The sequence below is a fragment of the Hydrogenophaga sp. FG152 genome (genome assembly GCF_057809615.1).
Genome location: NZ_JBMDKH010000011.1, coordinates 24,879 through 41,482, shown reverse-complemented (window position 1 = coordinate 41,482; position 16,604 = coordinate 24,879). Strand labels below are relative to the sequence as shown.

Below are 16,604 nucleotides of genomic sequence, written 5' to 3'. Positions count from 1 at the left end.
CAGCCCCTCCAATGCCCTCCCCCTCTCCCATTCCCGGGCGCCGCTCACCCTGGCGAACCCCGCTGGCCATCGCGCTGGCGGTGTTGCTGGCGCTGGGGGTGCTGGCCGGGGCGGAGTGGACCTACCAGCGCGCCCTGGAATCCCTCGCCAGCCTGGGCGCGCGCGACACCGCGCGCAACGCCATCCAGACCGTGATGCGCCGCCTGCTCGACATGGAAACCGCCCAGCGCGGCTACCTGCTCACCGGCCGGCCTCAGTACCTCGACCCCTACCAGGCCGCCGAAACCGACATCGCCCATGCCATCAGCCGCCTGCGCGAGCACTACCGCAGCGACCCCGAGTTGCTGCGCCTGGTGGACAGCCTGCAGGAGCGTGCGCGCGAAAAAACCTCGGAGGTCACCGAGACCATCGCGCTGTACAACGCCGGCTCCCACGCCGCCTGGCACGGGCTGATGCTCACCGACATCGGCCGCGAGAAGATGGAGGGGGTGCGCCGGGTGGCCGACGTGCTGATGGTCACGGAAGAGCGCCGCCTCGGCATCGAACGGGCGGACATCTACCGCACGCTGGCGGTGGGCCACGTCGGCGTGTACGTTCTGACGCTGCTGAGCCTGCTGGCCTACGTGTTCTTCCTGCGCAAGAATGCCGCCCTGCAGACCAGCCAGATCGAACATGCCCGCCATCTGCAGATGGAGCGCGATTCGCTGGAGAGCCAGGTGCGGCTGCGCACGGAAGAGCTCGCGCAGCTCAACCTCGGCCTGCAGGAGATGCGCGACGGCGAGCGCAGCGGCCTGGCGCGCGCGCTGCACGACGACCTGGGCGCCCTGCTCACCGCCGCCAAGCTCGACCTCACGCGGCTGCGCCACTCGCTGCACACCACCGACCCGGAAGTGATCGAGCGACTGCGGCACCTGAGCTCCTCGCTGGACGAGGGCATCGGGATGAAGCGGCGCATGATGGAAGAGCTGATGCCATCGGCCCTGCACAACCTGGGCCTGCAGGCCGCCATCGAGCACCGCGCCACCGAGTTCGAGCGGCAGACGGGCATGACCATCGACCTGGCCTTCATGCCCGTCACGCTGGACGTGCCGTCCGAACAGGCACTGTTCGCGGTGGTGCAGGGCGCGCTGTCCAATGTGGAGCGGCACGCCAGCGCCACGATCGTTTCGCTGCGCCTGGCCCAGGAAGGCATCCACGCGGTGGTGGAGGTGCAGGACAACGGGCTGGGCTTCGCCGACCACCAAGGCACCACCTCGGCCAGTGGGCTGAGGAACCTGCGCCACCGCATCGAGTCGCTCGGCGGGCAGTTCAGCGTGCACTCCGTGCCGGGCTCGGGCACCCGCGTCATGGCGCGCCTGCCCTTGCGCCAGCGCGATCCGGCCCAGCCCGGTGCCCCACGTGCTACAACCTCCTGATGATGATCAAGTCCTCCATCGAACGTGTGGCGCGCAACCGCTTCGGGATGCCCATCATCCTGGCGCTGGCGCTGATCATGCTTGTGGTCAACGAAGCGAGCTACCAGCATTCGCGTTCCACGCTGATGCAGGGCATCACGCTGAGCGATGCGCGCCAGCAGGCCGCCCGCACCCTGCAGGCCCTCACCGACGCAGAGGTCGCGGTGCGCGCCTTCATGCTCAGCGCCCAGCAGGCCGACCTGAGCAACTACCGCGAGGCCATCAACGAGATGGAGGGGGTTCAGAAGGATGCGTTCAAGCGGCTGGAAGAACTGGACCCCAAGCGCACCGTGTCGGTGGTGAACGTGCGCAAGCGGATCGAGGAGCGCACGGCCACCTTGAACCAGTGGGTGAGCATGATCGAGCAGGGCCGGCGCACGGATGCCCAGACACTCGCCGTGAGCGACCAGGGCCGCCTGCGTTATGCCGAACTGCGCCAGGAGTTCGAGTTCGTGCTCGAACGCGCCGCCGCGATCCAGAAGACGGCGCGGGTGTCGCTCTACGACGCGATGATGATCAACCGGCTGGCGATCCACCTGCTGGTGCTGGTGGCCTGGGTGGCGCTGATCCTGTTCATGCGCCAGCTGCGCGACAACGACCGGCGCCAGGCCGAGGAGCACCAGCGGCTGGCCACGCAGGTGGCCTTGCGCACCACCGCGCTGCGCAACCTGGCCGGTCACCACGTCAACGCCCGGGAAGACGAGCGCGGGCGGGTGGCGCGCGAGCTGCACGACGAGATGGGCGGCCTGCTCACCGCGATGAAGCTCGACATCGCGCGCCTGCGCCGCGTGCCCGCCCTGCCGCCTCCCGCGCTGGAGCGCCTGGCCAGCATCGAACAGCGCCTGACCGAGGGCATTGCCGTGAAGCGGCGCATCATCGAACACCTGCGGCCGTCCTCGCTGGACCAGCTGGGCCTGATCCCCGCGCTGGAAATGCTCTGCCAGGACGCGGCTGGCCGCATGGGCATCGAGGTGGAGATGCACCTCTCGCCGGTTGAACTCGGCAAGGACGCGGAACTCACCGTGTACCGGCTGGTGCAGGAGTCCCTGACCAACGTCCAGAAGTACGCGCGAGCCCACCGCGTGTGGGTGGGACTGGCGCAGGAGGACGGCACGGTGCGCGTCTCGGTGCGCGACGACGGCCAGGGATTCGACATCGACAGCGTGCCGGCGGGCCACCACGGCCTGCTGGGCATGCGGGTGCGGGTGGAGTCGCACAGCGGCCAGCTGCACGTCCACAGCGAGCCGCGCCAGGGCACCCTGGTGGAGGCCGAGCTGCCGGCGAAGACCCTCGACACCCCCGCAGATCGGGCCTGAACGCGCCACCCTCTCCCGCCGGCCCATGCCCCGCTCACGGCCCACTCACCCGCTGCCGCACCGGCTGACCCACCTCACGGCCTGGCAGCGGCAGGTGGTGGCCTTGCTCCCGGCGGTGCTCGTGGGCGCCGCCAGCGCCACCTGGGCCACCCTCCCCGGTCCCGCCCCCTGGCTCATGGCCTGGATCGTGTACTGCGCCACCTACGTGGGCCTGGTGTGGCACCTCGCCGCGCGCCTGGACGCAAGAGCCACCCAGCAGCGCGCGCAACGAGAAGACCCGGGTGCCGCGATGCTGTTCGTGCTGGTCACCGCCGCAGCTTGCGCGAGCCTCGTGGCGGTGGCGATGAACGTGCAGGCCACGCAGGCGCTGCAAGGCTGGCAACGCGCGTCCAGCCTCGGGCTCATGGCCTTGTCGCTGGCCGGGGCATGGCTGCTGATCCAGGGTGTGTTCACGCTGCACTACGCGCGGGTGTATTACCGCAGCCAGGGCGATCAAGGCACGCCCGACCGGGGGCTCGGCTTTCCCGACGGCAAGGACCCGGACTACCTCGACCTGCTGTACTACAGCGCGGTGATCGGCATGACCTCGCAGGTGTCCGACGTGAGCATCCGCAGCCGCGGCATGCGGCACCTCACGCTGGTGCACGCCCTGCTGTCGTTCGCGTTCAATCTGATCGTGCTGGCCACGGCGGTCAATGTGTTCGCCAGCGCCGGGCGCTGAGAGCCGCCAAGGCTCAAGGCGTGAGTGTGGTGGCCAAGGCCGAGACGGCGGTGTTCATGCCCGCCACGGCCCGCACGAAATGGGCCTCGACGTCGAACCAGGGATGGACCGCTGCCGCCGACACGGCGATCACCAGGGTCGCGAGGTAACCCACGATGGCAGGTGCTGGCATGTGCATGAGGTCCTCCGTGAATGGCTTTGGCGTTCCGGAGGGCATCCTTCGCGCGTGGGTCCACTGTAGGGACGGCTGGCCCGCCGCCCCACCGGACAACGGCGGCTTGGGGCGTCGGACGTGTCCTACAAAAGCGACAGGCGGCGGCCTGTAACCGGCGTGTAACTGGTTTCACGGATAATTGAAACCAAATTACAAACCGGCCTCGCGGCCCCTTCTGGAGACAGCTTCCATCATGTCCATGCGCGCCACCAAGATCGTTGCCACCCTGGGTCCGGCCTCCAGCGACCCCGACCTGCTGGAGCGGATGATCCGCGCCGGTGTCAACGTGGTCCGGCTCAACTTCTCGCACGGCACCGCCCAGGACCACATCGACCGCGCCGAACTGGTGCGCGCGGCGGCCCAGCGCGCGGGCCGCGAGGTCGGCATCATGGCCGACCTGCAGGGGCCCAAGATCCGCGTCGGCAAGTTCGCCCAGGGCAAGGTGATGCTGGAGCCGGGCATGCCCTTCGTGCTCGACGCCTCGCGCACCGAACCAGGCGACATCGAGGGCGTGGGTCTGGACTACAAGGAACTGCCGCGCGACGTGAAGGCCGGCGACACCTTGCTGCTCAACGACGGCCTGATCGTGCTCACCATCAACAAGGTGGTCGGCCCGGCGGTGCACACCACCGTCAAGCTCGGCGGCGAGCTGTCCAACAACAAGGGCATCAACAAGCAGGGCGGCGGCCTGACCGCCCCCGCGCTGACCGCCAAGGACATGGACGACATCAAGACCGCCATGGGCCTGAAGGCCGACTACGTGGCGGTGAGTTTCCCCAAGAACGCAACCGACATGGAGCTGGCCCGCCAGCTCTGCAACGTGGCTGGCGCCGCCCTCGCCCACAAGCCCGCGCTGATCGCCAAGATCGAACGCGCCGAGGCGATTCCCGAGCTGGCCGCGATCCTCAAGGTGTCCGACGGCATCATGGTCGCGCGCGGCGACCTCGCGGTGGAAGTGGGCAATGCGGCGGTGCCCGGCCTGCAGAAACACATGATCCGCCTCGCGCGCGAGATGGACAAGGTGGTCATCACCGCCACGCAGATGATGGAGAGCATGATCGTCAACCCGGTGCCCACGCGCGCCGAGGTGAGCGACGTGGCCAACGCGGTGCTCGACGGCACCGACGCGGTGATGCTCAGCGCCGAGACCGCCGCCGGCCGCTTCCCGCTGGAAACCGTGATGGAAATGGCCAACATCTGCTCGGAAGCCGAGAAGGCCGAGTACCGCGAGCTCTCAGCCGACTTCCAGGGCAAGACCTTCAAGCGCATCGATCAGTCCATCGCCATGGGCGCGCTGTTCACCGCCCACCACCTGGGCGCCAAGGCCATCGTGGCGCTGACCGATTCGGGGTCCACCGCGCTGTGGATGAGCCGGCACAACGTGCGCATGCCGATCTACGCCATGACGCCCAACCTCTCGACCCAGCGCCGCATGACGCTCTACCGCAACGTGCGGCCGCTGCTCATGGACAACAGCACCGACCGCGACTCCGCGCTGCTGGACGCCGAGGCGCACCTGAAGAAGCGCGGCATCGTGCAGACCGGCGACGTCTATGCCATCACCGTGGGCGAGCCCATGGGCCAGCCCGGCGGCACCAACACACTCAAGATCTGCAGGGCCGCCTAGTCAAACCTCAGTGAAACGCCGGTCACGAACATCGTGTCGGCCTTCTTGAGGTTGGTCCCGGGGTCGCTGTCGTAGCGGTAGCTCAGGCCCGCCGACAGGTTGAGCGTCTGCGTCATCGCGACCGTGAGGCCCGTGTCCAGCACGGCGCGGTACTTGCCCGAGTCCCTCAAGTCCGGGTACAGCGAGAACTTCTGGCGCAGGCTGGTGGTCTCGGTGAGCTTGTGGCTGGACTCCTCCGCCAGCACCAGCTCCAGGCGGCCGTACCGGTCGCGCATCGCGCCGGCAATGTCGGTGGACTGGATGTAACGGTCGTAGGTATAGCCCAGACCGACGGACACATCGAAGAAGCCCTGCTCTTCCTGCCACACGTGCCGGCCCACGCCGCTGGCCACCGAGGTCCGGCTGGAGATGTTGGCCAACCGGTCGCGCAGGAACTCGCCCGAGCCGAAGCCGAACCAGTCCACCGAGAAGTCGCGGTTGTACTGCGTGCGCAGGCCGTAGCGCTCGGTGGTGTCCACGCCCGAACTGCGCGCGCGGTCGGCCTTGGCGGCCCAGGTCCACTTGTCGTCGTCGCTCTCGCGCGCGCCCTCGGCCGCGAGGTTGAGCGTGCTGGCGTCGTTGTTGCCCGAGGAAATGTTGGCACCTGCGGTGAGCAGGTAGCGCCATTGGCCATCGGGTTTGAGCGTGACCTGGGCCTGCGAGAGGGCTGGCGCGAGCAGGGCCGAGACGGCGGCCAGTGTCGCGATCAGGGGGCGGCAGGGCATGGTGGATCCTTTCTGAGGGTTTGACGTGTCTCCTGAAGGACTCGCCATGCCGCCGCCCCGGTTCCCCCGGTTTTGTGACGATTGGTATCCGCCGCGCCGAAACGCGCTCAGAGAGAGTCGGAACCCGCCGCTGGCACGATCGCCGGCACCAGGCGGCGACGGCGGCGTTCCAGCCACGCGAAGCCCTGCCGGGCTGTCACCGCGCTGGCCGCGCCCAGCAGCAGGCCCACAGCGATGTCCGACACGAAGTGCAAACCCAGGAACACCCGGCTCCAGGCAATGACCAGAGCCACCCCGCCCGCCACGACCATCCAGCGGCGTGGGTGCGACGGGGCGAACAGGGTGAGCGCCAGGGCCCAGGCGCCCGCCACCGCCGCATGAAAGCTGGGAAAGCTCGCCGTGGCCGCATGCTCGAGCCACTGCCCGCCCAGGCCCAGTTCGAAGGGCCGGGCCACGTGCACCGTCTCGCGGATGCCGCGCACCGCCAGCCAGGCCAGCACCATGGCCAGGCACACGCCAACGAACTGCCGGCGCCCGGTCGGGCAGAACAGCAGCAGGGGCGCGAGGCCGACCACCGTCAGGGCGGGCAGGTCGATGGACACCCAACGCGCCAGCGCCAGCAGCCAGGCCGGCGTGTCGGCCGTGGCGTTGATCCAGAGGAACAGCAGGGTATCGAGGTGGGTCATGGTGTGGCTGAAAGTTCGACCCAGTCTGGCCCGCGCACATTAAGGGCGTGTGAAATGACACAAGCTCATCGCATCCGCGTTACAGGTCGAAAGTTAAAATGCCGGGTTACACCACGGTTACCAACTGATTAAGGGGAATCTCATGGCGCTCGTTTCCATGCGCGAACTGCTCGACCACGCCGCCGCCAACGGCTACGGCATTCCGGCTTTCAACGTCAACAACCTCGAACAGGTGCAGGCCGTGATGGCCGCCGCCGACGAAGTCGGCGCGCCGGTGATCCTGCAGGCCAGCGCCGGGGCCCGCAAATACGCCGGAGAGCCCTTCATCAAGCACCTGATCCAGGCCGCGATGGAGGCCTACCCGCACATTCCCCTGGTGATGCACCAGGACCACGGCACCTCGCCCAAGGTCTGCGAAGGCGCGATCAACCTGGGCTTCGGCTCGGTGATGATGGACGGCTCGCTGATGGAAGACGGCAAGACCCCGGCCTCGTTCGACTACAACGTGGACGTGACCCGCAAGGTGGTGGACATGGCGCACAAGGTCGGCGTCACCGTGGAAGGCGAGCTCGGCTGCCTGGGCAACCTGGAAACCGGCGAAGCCGGCGAGGAAGACGGCATCGGCGCCGAAGGCAAGCTGGACCACAGCCAGATGCTCACGGACCCCGAAGAGGCCGCACAGTTCGTCAAGGCCACGCAGCTCGACGCCCTGGCCATCGCCATCGGCACCAGCCACGGCGCCTACAAGTTCAGCCGTCCGCCCACCGGCGACATCCTGGCCATCAGCCGCGTCAAGGAAATCCACAAGCGCATTCCCAATACCCACCTGGTGATGCACGGCTCGTCCTCCGTGCCGGCCGAGCTGCTGGCCATCATCAACCAGTACGGCGGCAAGATGAAGGAAACCTACGGCGTGCCGGTGAAGGAGATCCAGGAAGCCATCAAGCACGGCGTGCGCAAGATCAACATCGACACCGACATCCGCCTGGCCATGACCGGTGCGGTGCGCAAGTTCCTGGCCGAGAACCCCGACAAGTTCGACGCCCGCGAGTGGCTCAAGCCCGCGCGCGAAGCCGCCAAGCAGGTCTGCAAGGCACGTTACCTCGAGTTCGGCTGCGAAGGCCAGGGCAGCAAGATCAAGGGCGAGAGCCTGCAGGTCGTCGCCGCCAAGTACGCCAAGGGCGAACTCGCCCAGCTCGTGAACTGACCCGCCTTTCGCTCCTGCCAGAACGCCACCCTCGCGGTGGCGTTTTTCATGGGCGAGGGGTCAATCTTCCCAGCCGGCGGCCTGGATCGCGGCCACGATCTCGCGCCCGGTGCGCACCAGCGCCGGCCCGAAGTCCTCGTGCAGCAGCTCGCCCTGCAGCCGCGACGACGGCCCGCCCACGGTGAGGGCCAGCGGCTCGCGGCCGTCGCCCAGGTCGATGCCCACGCCAATCGCGGCGATCTCGCTCTCCCACTCCGACGCCGACACCGCGTAGCCGCGCCGGGCACATTCCGCCTCCGCACGCCGCAGGCCCGCCTCGCGCTCGGGCCAGAGGGTGGCGTCCTGCGCCTGCAGCCGGCGCGCCACCAGGCCTTGCATGCCGGGCGTGGCGGCACACCAGATGGCGCGGCCCATGGCGGTTTCTGCGAACGGCAGGCGCGTGCCCACATCCAGCCCCAGGATGAGGCGTGCGGTGCTGCGGCAGTGCGCCACGTAGACCACCGAGGTGTCGTGACGCACCCCCAGCGAGATCGCCGCCTGCGTGTGCTCGGCCAGCGTTTCCATGAACGGCCGCGCGATGCGCCCGACCTGGAAGTTGGACAGCACGCTGAAGCCCAGCGAGAGCACCGCCGGGCTCAGCGCGTACTCGCCGGTGGCCGCGCGGTGCCGCAGGTAGCCCAGGCTGGTCAGCGTGAACGTGAGTCGCGAGACGGTGGCCTGCGGCAAGCCGGTGCGGCGCGCGAGCTCCTGGTGCGCGAGCCAGCGGTCGGACGGGCCGAAACAGCGCAGCACGGTGAGCCCGCGCGCCAGCGCGGTGACGAAACGGCGGTCCTCGGCGGGATCGGTGTCGGCCAGCGAGGTGGATGGCGTGTGGCGCTGGCGCCCCATGGGATGTCTCCTTTTTCTGCAGATCGGAATACAGCACCTGCCGTATTCCGCTCATCGGAATTCTGAAGCTCTTTCATCGGATGCCGGATGCTCGGTTTCCCTGAATGGCATTTACACATCCAAGGCGTGGACCGTATATTGACCTTCATTTTCTTGTTTTCCGCCAAGCGGAATCAATCACCATGCCCTCGCAAACGGCCCACTGGCCGCCCGGCCTGCCCCGGCAACTCACGCTGCCGCAGACCAACCTTTTCTACAACCTCGAGGTCTCGGCCACGCGGTTTCCCGACAAGCCCTTCATCGTCTTCTACGACACGCCGCTGAGCTACGCGCACTTCCTGCGCGAGGCCGAGCACATCGCCGGGCACCTGCAACAGGTGTGCGGCGTGAAGCCGGGCGACCGCGTGCTGCTGTGCATGCAGAACAGCCCGCAATGGGCCCTGGCCTTCTACGGCATCCTGCGCGCCAACGCGGTGGTGGTGCCGGTGAACCCGATGAACCGGGTGGAAGAGCTGCGCCATTGCCTCAGCGACAGCGGCGCGCAGGCGGCCTTCGTGGCGCAGGACCTGTTGCCGCAGCTGCGACCGCTGCTCACCACCGAGGGCGAAGGCCTGCGCCACCTCGTGGTCGCCACCTACAGCGACCACCTGCGCGTGCCCACCGAACTGCGCGTGCCCGACTTCGTGGCCGCGCCGCGCGCACCCATCGAAGGCCCCGGCCTCGTGGCCTGGGCCGACATGGTGGCCGCTGCCCGCACGCCCGGGCCGCTGACCACCGGGCCCGACGACCTCTGCGCCATGCCCTACACCTCGGGCACCACCGGCCTGCCCAAGGGCTGCATGCACACCCACCGCAGCGTGATGAGCACGCTGGTCGGCGGCGTGCGCTGGTTCGGCACCTCGCAGGACGCGGTCTGCCTCTCCGTGCTGCCCTTCTTCCACGTCACCGGCCTCTCCGGCAGCCTGAACGGCCCGCTGTACGCGGGCGCGACCCTGGTGGTGCTCTCGCGCTGGGACCGCGAGGTCGCCGCGACCTGCATGCAGCGCTACCGCGTGACCATGTGGCAGGCCATCTCCACCATGGTGATCGACTTCCTCGCGCACCCGCAGCTCGACCAGTTCGACCTCGCCAGCCTGGCCTGCGTGCGCGGCGGCGGCGCGGCCATGCCCGACGCGGTGGCCGCGCGCCTCAAGGCGCTCACGGGCCAGGACTACATCGAGGGCTATGGCATGTCCGAGACCATGGCCGCCACCCACATCAACCCCACGCACCGGCCCAAGCCCCAGTGCCTGGGCCTGCCGGTGTTCGACGTGGACGCGCGCGTGCTCGACCCCGACACCCTGGCCGAACGCCCCACCGGCGAGACCGGCGAGATCGTGGTGCACGGGCCGCAGCTCATGCAGGGCTACTGGCGCAACCCACAGGCCACGCGCGAATCCTTCATCGACATCGACGGCCGGCGCTTCCTGCGCACCGGCGACCTCGGCCACGTCGACGAAGAAGGCTACTTCTTCATGACCGACCGGCTCAAACGCATGATCAACGCCAGCGGCTTCAAGGTCTGGCCGGCCGAGGTGGAGGCGCTCATGTACCACCACCCGGCGATCCAGGAAGCCTGCGTGATCGGCGTGCGCGACGCGCGCCGCGGTGAGACCGTCAAGGCCCTGGTGGTGCTGCGGCCCGGACAGCGTGGCCAGGTCAGCGAACAGGACGTGATCGACTGGGCGCACGGCCACATGGCCGCCTACAAGAGCCCGCGCATCGTGGAATTCGTGGAAACGCTGCCCCGCTCGGGCAGCGGCAAGGTGATGTGGCGCGAACTGCAGGAGCAGCAGGCCGCGCGCGACGCACAGACACCCCATCCCTCCTGAGCAACAGCCCACCCGGCATCACCACAGAAGGAGACAAGGCATGCAACACCCCTCATCACCCCCCTCGAAGCGCCGCCGCGCGCTGCTGCTGGCCAGCGCCGCCAGCGCGGGCCTGGCCCCGTTCGGCCTCGCGCGGGCGCAATCGCCCGCGTACCCGAACCGCCCCGTGACCATGATCATTCCCTGGCCCGCCGGCGGCTCGACCGACCGCCACCTGCGCGCGCTGGCCGAGATCGCCAGCAAACACCTGGGCCAGCCCATCGTGATCGAGAACCGCCCCGGTGCCGGCGGCACCCTGGGCCCGAGCACCATGGCGCAGACCGCCAAGCCCGATGGCTACACCATCGCCCAGTTCCCGCTCGGCCTGCTGCGCATGCCGCACATGCAGAAGACCAACTGGGACCCGCTGACCGACTTCACCTACATCATCGGCGTTTCGGGCTACACCTTCGGCCTGACCGTCAAGGCCGACTCGCCCTACAAGACCTTCAAGGACTACATCGAGGCCGCGCGCAAGCAGCCGGGCGCCATCAACTACGGCTCCACCGGCACCGGCAGCAGCCCGCACCTGCTGATGGAAGAACTGGCCGGCAACGCCAAGGTGCAGCTCACGCACGTGCCCTTCAAAGGCAACGCCGACCTGCAGGCCGCCCTGCTCGGCGGCCACGTGATGGCGCAGAGCGATGCCAGCGGCTGGGACAAGTACGTGGACGGCGGCCAGATGCGCCTGCTGGTCACCTTCGGCGAGCAGCGCACCCAGCGCTGGCCCGAAGTGCCCACCGCGCAGGAGCTCGGCTACGGCGTGGTGTCCACCTCGCCCTACGGCCTGGCCGGCCCCAAGGGCATGGACCCGGCCGTCACCAAGGTGCTGCACGACGCGTTCAAGAAGGCCATGGAGGACCCCAGGCACATCGAGGTGCTGGGCCAGCTCAACCAGGCCATGTGGTACCGCAGCGGCGACGATTACCGCAGGTGGGCGGCCGAGACCTACGCCAAGGACAAAGCCCTGATCGAGCGCCTGGGGCTCGCCGCCAAATAGGCGCCGCACCGGCGGACTCGACTTTCGGCCCCATCCCGCCGCCAACTTGCGATAATCCCCCGGAATGGTTCAAAGCCCGTTGGCTGTTCAACGGGCTTTTTTCTTGTCCTGCTATTTTCCGATCCGATCATGACCTCTGCCTTGCACACCTCGGCCCTGACCTCCCTGCCCCTGCTGGCGCGCGGCAAGGTGCGCGACAACTACGCCGTGGGCGACGACCGCATTCTCATGGTGGCGAGCGACCGCATCAGCGCATTCGACGTGATCATGGGCGAACCGATCCCCGGCAAGGGCGAGCTGCTCACCCGGCTATCGCTGTTCTGGTTCGATCAGCTCGGCCCCAAGGGTTTGAACATCTGCCCGATCCACCTCACCGGCGACGCGCCCGAGAGCGTGGTCTCGCCCGCCGAGGTGCCGCAGGTCACGGGCCGCTCGATGCTGGTGCAGCGCCTCAAGCCCATCCCGGTGGAGGCCGTGGTGCGCGGCTACCTGGCCGGCAGCGGCTGGAAGGAGTACCAGGAAAGCCGCTCGGTCTGCGGCGTGAAACTGCCCGAAGGCCTGCAGAACGCGTCGCAGCTGCCCGAGCCCATCTACACGCCCGCGGCCAAGGCGGCCATGGGCGAGCACGACGAGAACATCACCTTCGAGCGCACGGTCGAGATGATCGGCCCCGAGCTCGCCGCGCAGATCCGCGACGTGTCGATCGCGCTCTACAAGGCGGCCGCGGCGATCGCGCTGAAGAAGGGCATCATCATTGCCGACACCAAGTTCGAGTTCGGCCTGGACAAGGCCGGCAAGCTGGTGCTCATGGACGAGGTGCTCACGCCCGACAGCTCGCGCTACTGGCCGGCCGAAAGCTACGTGGTGGGCCAGAACCCGCCGAGCTACGACAAGCAGTTCCTGCGCGACTGGCTGGAGACCGCACAGGTCAGCGGCAAGCCCTGGGACAAGACCCCCCCCGCGCCGCGCCTGCCGCGCGAGGTGATCGAGAAAACCTCTGCGAAGTATCAGGAGGCGCTCACGCGCCTGATGAATTAACTGAGAACGACGCTGGAGAGACGGCGGCGGTAGGTCGCCACCGTCGGGTCTTCGGGCGGCACCTGGCCTTCGGCCACCTTGGGCTTGGGTGGGTCGATCACGTCGAGGATGGCGATGAAGGTCTTGCGCGCCAGCTCCTCTTTCCAGGCCTTGTCGCGCATCAGGATCTCCAGCAGTTCGTCCATCGCTGCCGTCCACTGGCCGTAGGCCATGAGCAGTTGCGCGAGCGCGAAGCGCGATTCGAAGTCGCGCTTGTTCGCGGCGATGGCGGCCTGCAGCTCCGCCGCGCGGGCATCGGGGTCGGCCACCTCGGCCTGCGCATCGCGCGCGGCCATCCAGCGCTGCAGCGAGTCGAGCCGGCGCACGCCCGCGGCCTTGGCGATCACCGGGGCGAACGCCACCTTGGCGTCGTCGTCCTGCCCCATCTCCAGCAGCAGCTTCACGAGCTCGAAGCGCGCGTCGTCGTTGTCTGGTGCCGCCTGCACCGCCTCGCGCATCTTCTCCAGCGCGCCGTCCAGGTCGCCCTGGGCGAGCGCGTCCTGCGCATCGGGCTCCACCGCCTCGGCCTCGGCTTCGTCGCCGCCGGGGGGCAGGTGCTTGTCGAGGAAGGCCTTGATCTGGCCCTCGGGCATCGCGCCCATGAAACCATCGACCGGCTGGCCGTTCATGAGCAGCACGCAGGTGGGAATGCTGCGGATGCCGAAGGCGGCGGCGAGCTGCTGCTCCTGGTCGGAATCGATCTTGACCAGCTTGAAGCGGCCGGCGTAGTCGGCCTCCAGCTTCTCCAGCAGCGGGCCGATCACCTTGCAGGGGCCGCACCACGGGGCCCAGAAATCCACCAGCACGGGGGTGTGCATCGAAGCCTCGATGACCTCGGCTTCAAAGTTGGCGACGGTGACGTTGATCATGGGAGCGGCCTGGGCAAACGTAAAATCCACACTTTACCGGAGACGCCATGCCCTGCCATGCGCGCGACCGCTCCAGCCCCCCGCGGGGGGCGCATCGGCCAGAGGCACCGTCATGAACTCCATCCAAGTGGGTGTGCTCATGGGCTCCAGCAGCGACTGGGACACCATGCAGCACGCCGTGCAGATCCTGCAGGACTTCGGCATCGCGCACGAGGCGCGCGTGGTCTCGGCGCACCGCATGCCCGACGACATGTTCACCTACGCCGAGGCAGCCGCCGGGCGCGGGCTCAAGGCGATCATCGCCGGCGCCGGCGGCGCGGCGCACCTGCCGGGCATGCTGGCGGCCAAGACCGTGGTGCCGGTGCTCGGCGTGCCGGTGGCCAGCAAACACCTCAGCGGCGTGGACTCGCTGCACAGCATCGTGCAGATGCCCAAGGGCATCCCCGTGGCCACCTTCGCGATCGGCGCGGCCGGCGCGGCCAACGCGGCGCTGTTCGCCGTGGCCCTGCTGGCCAGCCACGACCCCGAGCTGCGCCACAAGCTCGACACCTTCCGCGCCCAACAGACCGCCGCCGCCCGCGCGATGACCCTGCCCGCATGAGCCTCAAGACCCTTCTCCCCGGCAACCCTTCCGTGCACAGCGGCCAGCAGACCACGCTGGGCGTCATGGGTGGTGGCCAGCTCGGCCGCATGTTCGTGCAGGCCGCGCAGGCCATGGGTTATTTCACCGTGGTGCTCGATCCCGATCCGGCCAGCCCCGCCGGCCTGGTCAGCCACCACCACATCAAGACGGCCTACGACGACGAGCAGGGCCTGGCCCAGCTGATGCAGCGCTGTGACGCCATCACCACCGAGTTCGAGAACGTGCCGGCGCAGGCCCTGCTCACGCTCGCAGCCCAGCGGCCGGTGGCGCCGTCCGCCGCCTGCGTGGCCGTGGCGCAGGACCGCGTGAAAGAGAAGGCCCACTTCGAGCATTGCGCGCCCATCAGCGGCGTGGCGCCGGCGCCGCACGCCGTCATCACCACCGACGCCTCGCTCAAGGCCCTGCCGGCCGATCTGCTGCCCGGCATCCTGAAGACCGCGCGCATGGGCTACGACGGCAAGGGCCAGGTGCGCGTGTCCACGCGCGAAGAACTCGCCGCCGCCTGGGACGATCTGGACAAGGTGCCCTGCGTGCTGGAGAAGCTGCTCCAGCTGCGCGCCGAATGCTCGGTGATCGTGGCGCGCGGCGCCGACGGCCAGGTCGTGAGCTTTCCGGTGCAGAAGAACACGCACCACGACGGCATCCTCGCTCTCACCGAGGTCTTCGACGGCGCGCTCGATCCCACGCTGGCACAGCGCGCGCAGGCCAGCACGGTGGCCATCGCGAACCACCTGCAGTACGTGGGCGTGCTGTGCGTCGAGTACTTCGTGGTGGAGAACGCCGATGGCGCGCTCGACCTTGTGGTCAACGAAATGGCGCCACGCCCGCACAACAGCGGCCACTACACACAGAACGCCTGCGACCTGTCGCAGTTCGAAGCCCAGGTGCGCGCGCTCGCCGGCCTGCCACTGCCCACGCCGCGCCAGCACAGCCCGGCCATCATGGTCAACCTGCTGGGCGATCTCTGGTTCGCGCCCAACGCCGTGCGCGCGCAAGCCAGCAGAACACCCGTGTCGCCGCCCTGGGGCGCGGTGCTGGCCCTGCCCGGCACCCACCTGCACCTCTACGGCAAGCTGGGCGCCCGCCCGGGCCGCAAGATGGGCCACCTCAACATCACCGGCGCCAGCGTGGCCCAGGTGCGCGAGACCACCGAGCAGGTGCTGGCGCTGCTCGGCCTGCCCGCGCTCGGCGCCTGAGGCGCGCCATGCCACCGCCGCTGCTGTCCGCGCAAGACCCCGCCGCCATCGAGCGCGCGGCGCAGCGCCTGGCCGCCGGCTCGCTGGTGGGCATGCCCACCGAGACCGTCTATGGCCTCGCGGCCGATGCCGACAACGCCACGGCGGTGCACCGCATCTTCGAAGCCAAGGGCCGCCCGGCCGACCACCCGCTGATCGTGCACCTCGCCCCGGGCCAGGGCGCGCGAGGCTGGCGCGCGGGCGTGGACCACTACGCGCGCGAGGTTCCCGCCTTTGCCGCCGCGCTCATGCACGCCTTCTGGCCCGGCCCGCTCACGCTGATCCTGCCGCGCCGCGAAGGCGTGGCCGCGGTCGCCGCTGGCGGGCAGGACTCGGTCGGCCTGCGCTGCCCGGCCCACCCCGTGGCCCAGGCCCTGCTGAGCGCAGCCGCCGCGCGCGGCGTGAGCGGCGTGGCCGCGCCCAGCGCCAACCGATTCGGCCGTGTGAGCCCCACCACCGCCGCGCACGTGGCCGAGGAGTTCGCCCGCCTGGCGGAAGACGAATTGCTGATCCTCGACGGCGGCGCCTGCCCGGTGGGCATCGAATCCACCATCGTCGACTGCACGCGCGGCCACCCCGTGCTGCTGCGCCCCGGCATGATCACCGTGGCGCAACTTGAAGCGGCCTGCGGCCAGCCCCTGCGGGAGCGCGACGAGGCCGCGCCGCGCGCCTCGGGCACGCTGGAGTCGCACTACGCGCCGCGCGCCAAGGTGCGGCTGATGGATGCCGCTCAGCTCCGTGCGGCGTTCCAGGTGCTGGGCAGCGATGCGAAGCACATCGCGGTCTACGCCCGCAGCCCGCTCGAGCCCGCCCGGGGTGTGCCGCGCCGACGCATGCCCGATGACGCCGCTGCCGCCGCGCAGGAGCTGTTCGCGGTGCTGCGGGAGCTGGATGCCACCGGCGTGCGCCTGATCTGGGTGGAAACACCGCCGGAAGACCCCGCCTGGGACGGTGTGCGCGACAGGTTGCGGCGCGCGGCGGCCTGAGCCCGGT

The 16,604-nt window shown here is 69.2% G+C and carries 16 protein-coding genes; 11 read left to right on the top strand and 5 right to left on the bottom strand.

Annotation, left to right across the window (positions count from 1 at the left end):
- Positions 1 to 11: 11 nt before the first annotated feature.
- Genes ACODTB_RS14390 through ACODTB_RS14380 form a run of 3 tightly spaced genes read left to right on the top strand, consistent with a single transcriptional unit; the run spans position 12 to position 3,491 of the window.
- Complete coding sequence (locus tag ACODTB_RS14390; RefSeq protein ID WP_291111947.1) at positions 12 to 1,415, top strand: CHASE3 domain-containing protein; 1,404 nt, start codon at positions 12 to 14, stop codon at positions 1,413 to 1,415.
- A complete protein-coding gene (locus tag ACODTB_RS14385; RefSeq protein ID WP_291111950.1) occupies positions 1,415 to 2,770 on the top strand; it encodes a sensor histidine kinase in 1,356 nt (451 codons plus the stop codon). The genes ACODTB_RS14390 and ACODTB_RS14385 overlap by 1 nt, the downstream gene beginning before the upstream one ends.
- A 25-nt stretch (positions 2,771 to 2,795) precedes the next feature.
- A complete protein-coding gene (locus tag ACODTB_RS14380; RefSeq protein ID WP_291111952.1) occupies positions 2,796 to 3,491 on the top strand; it encodes a DUF1345 domain-containing protein in 696 nt (231 codons plus the stop codon).
- 13 nt (positions 3,492 to 3,504) lie between these two features.
- Here ACODTB_RS14380 and ACODTB_RS14375 read toward each other — a convergent pair whose 3' ends face one another.
- Entirely contained in the window at positions 3,505 to 3,663 is a 159-nt protein-coding gene (locus ACODTB_RS14375) for a hypothetical protein (protein ID WP_382328135.1), read from the bottom strand.
- A 235-nt stretch (positions 3,664 to 3,898) separates the two neighbouring features.
- Here ACODTB_RS14375 and pyk point away from each other — a divergent pair, with 235 nt between their 5' ends.
- Positions 3,899 to 5,332, top strand: a complete 1,434-nt coding sequence (gene pyk, locus ACODTB_RS14370) for a pyruvate kinase (RefSeq protein WP_291111957.1) — start codon at positions 3,899 to 3,901, stop codon at positions 5,330 to 5,332.
- On the opposite strand, the gene ACODTB_RS14365 is transcribed toward pyk, so the two are convergent.
- Complete coding sequence (locus ACODTB_RS14365; protein WP_291111959.1) at positions 5,329 to 6,096, bottom strand: DUF481 domain-containing protein; 768 nt, start codon at positions 6,094 to 6,096, stop codon at positions 5,329 to 5,331. The two genes, pyk and ACODTB_RS14365, sit on opposite strands and share 4 nt — an antisense overlap.
- 107 nt (positions 6,097 to 6,203) lie before the next feature.
- The gene (locus ACODTB_RS14360; RefSeq protein WP_291111962.1) at positions 6,204 to 6,782 is read right to left on the bottom strand and encodes a phosphatase PAP2 family protein; all 579 of its coding nucleotides are present in this window, start codon (positions 6,780 to 6,782) and stop codon (positions 6,204 to 6,206) included.
- Between the two features lie 142 nt (positions 6,783 to 6,924).
- Here ACODTB_RS14360 and fba point away from each other — a divergent pair, with 142 nt between their 5' ends.
- The gene (fba, locus tag ACODTB_RS14355; protein ID WP_291111965.1) at positions 6,925 to 7,989 is read left to right on the top strand and encodes a class II fructose-bisphosphate aldolase; all 1,065 of its coding nucleotides are present in this window, start codon (positions 6,925 to 6,927) and stop codon (positions 7,987 to 7,989) included.
- Between the two features lie 60 nt (positions 7,990 to 8,049).
- Here fba and ACODTB_RS14350 read toward each other — a convergent pair whose 3' ends face one another.
- Positions 8,050 to 8,877: an IclR family transcriptional regulator gene (locus tag ACODTB_RS14350; protein WP_488929431.1), complete on the bottom strand. Its 828-nt coding sequence runs from the start codon at positions 8,875 to 8,877 to the stop codon at positions 8,050 to 8,052.
- 182 nt (positions 8,878 to 9,059) lie between these two features.
- On the opposite strand from ACODTB_RS14350, the gene ACODTB_RS14345 reads away from it, so the two are divergent.
- From ACODTB_RS14345 to ACODTB_RS14335, 3 genes are all read left to right on the top strand, one after another.
- Positions 9,060 to 10,748, top strand: a complete 1,689-nt coding sequence (locus tag ACODTB_RS14345) for a long-chain fatty acid--CoA ligase (RefSeq protein ID WP_291111971.1) — start codon at positions 9,060 to 9,062, stop codon at positions 10,746 to 10,748.
- 40 nt (positions 10,749 to 10,788) lie between these two features.
- The gene (locus ACODTB_RS14340; protein WP_291111974.1) at positions 10,789 to 11,787 is read left to right on the top strand and encodes a tripartite tricarboxylate transporter substrate binding protein; all 999 of its coding nucleotides are present in this window, start codon (positions 10,789 to 10,791) and stop codon (positions 11,785 to 11,787) included.
- A gap of 129 nt (positions 11,788 to 11,916) precedes the next feature.
- Positions 11,917 to 12,825, top strand: coding sequence for a phosphoribosylaminoimidazolesuccinocarboxamide synthase (locus tag ACODTB_RS14335; RefSeq protein ID WP_291111976.1), 909 nt, complete (start codon positions 11,917 to 11,919; stop codon positions 12,823 to 12,825).
- Here the strand turns inward: ACODTB_RS14335 and trxA are convergent.
- Positions 12,822 to 13,733 carry a thioredoxin gene (trxA, locus tag ACODTB_RS14330; RefSeq protein ID WP_291111979.1) on the bottom strand — a complete coding sequence of 304 codons (912 nt, stop codon included), beginning with the start codon at positions 13,731 to 13,733 and terminating at the stop codon, positions 12,822 to 12,824. The two genes, ACODTB_RS14335 and trxA, sit on opposite strands and share 4 nt — an antisense overlap.
- A gap of 112 nt (positions 13,734 to 13,845) precedes the next feature.
- Between trxA and purE the strand changes: the two genes are divergently transcribed.
- The 3 genes from purE to ACODTB_RS14315 are packed head-to-tail and all read left to right on the top strand — an operon-like array spanning position 13,846 to position 16,597.
- Positions 13,846 to 14,334: a 5-(carboxyamino)imidazole ribonucleotide mutase gene (purE, locus tag ACODTB_RS14325; RefSeq protein ID WP_291111981.1), complete on the top strand. Its 489-nt coding sequence runs from the start codon at positions 13,846 to 13,848 to the stop codon at positions 14,332 to 14,334.
- The gene (locus ACODTB_RS14320; RefSeq protein WP_291111984.1) at positions 14,331 to 15,572 is read left to right on the top strand and encodes a 5-(carboxyamino)imidazole ribonucleotide synthase; all 1,242 of its coding nucleotides are present in this window, start codon (positions 14,331 to 14,333) and stop codon (positions 15,570 to 15,572) included. Before purE ends, ACODTB_RS14320 begins: the two co-directional genes overlap by 4 nt.
- A gap of 8 nt (positions 15,573 to 15,580) precedes the next feature.
- A complete protein-coding gene (locus tag ACODTB_RS14315) occupies positions 15,581 to 16,597 on the top strand; it encodes an L-threonylcarbamoyladenylate synthase (protein ID WP_291111987.1) in 1,017 nt (338 codons plus the stop codon).
- The last annotated feature ends 7 nt before the right edge of the window (positions 16,598 to 16,604 follow it).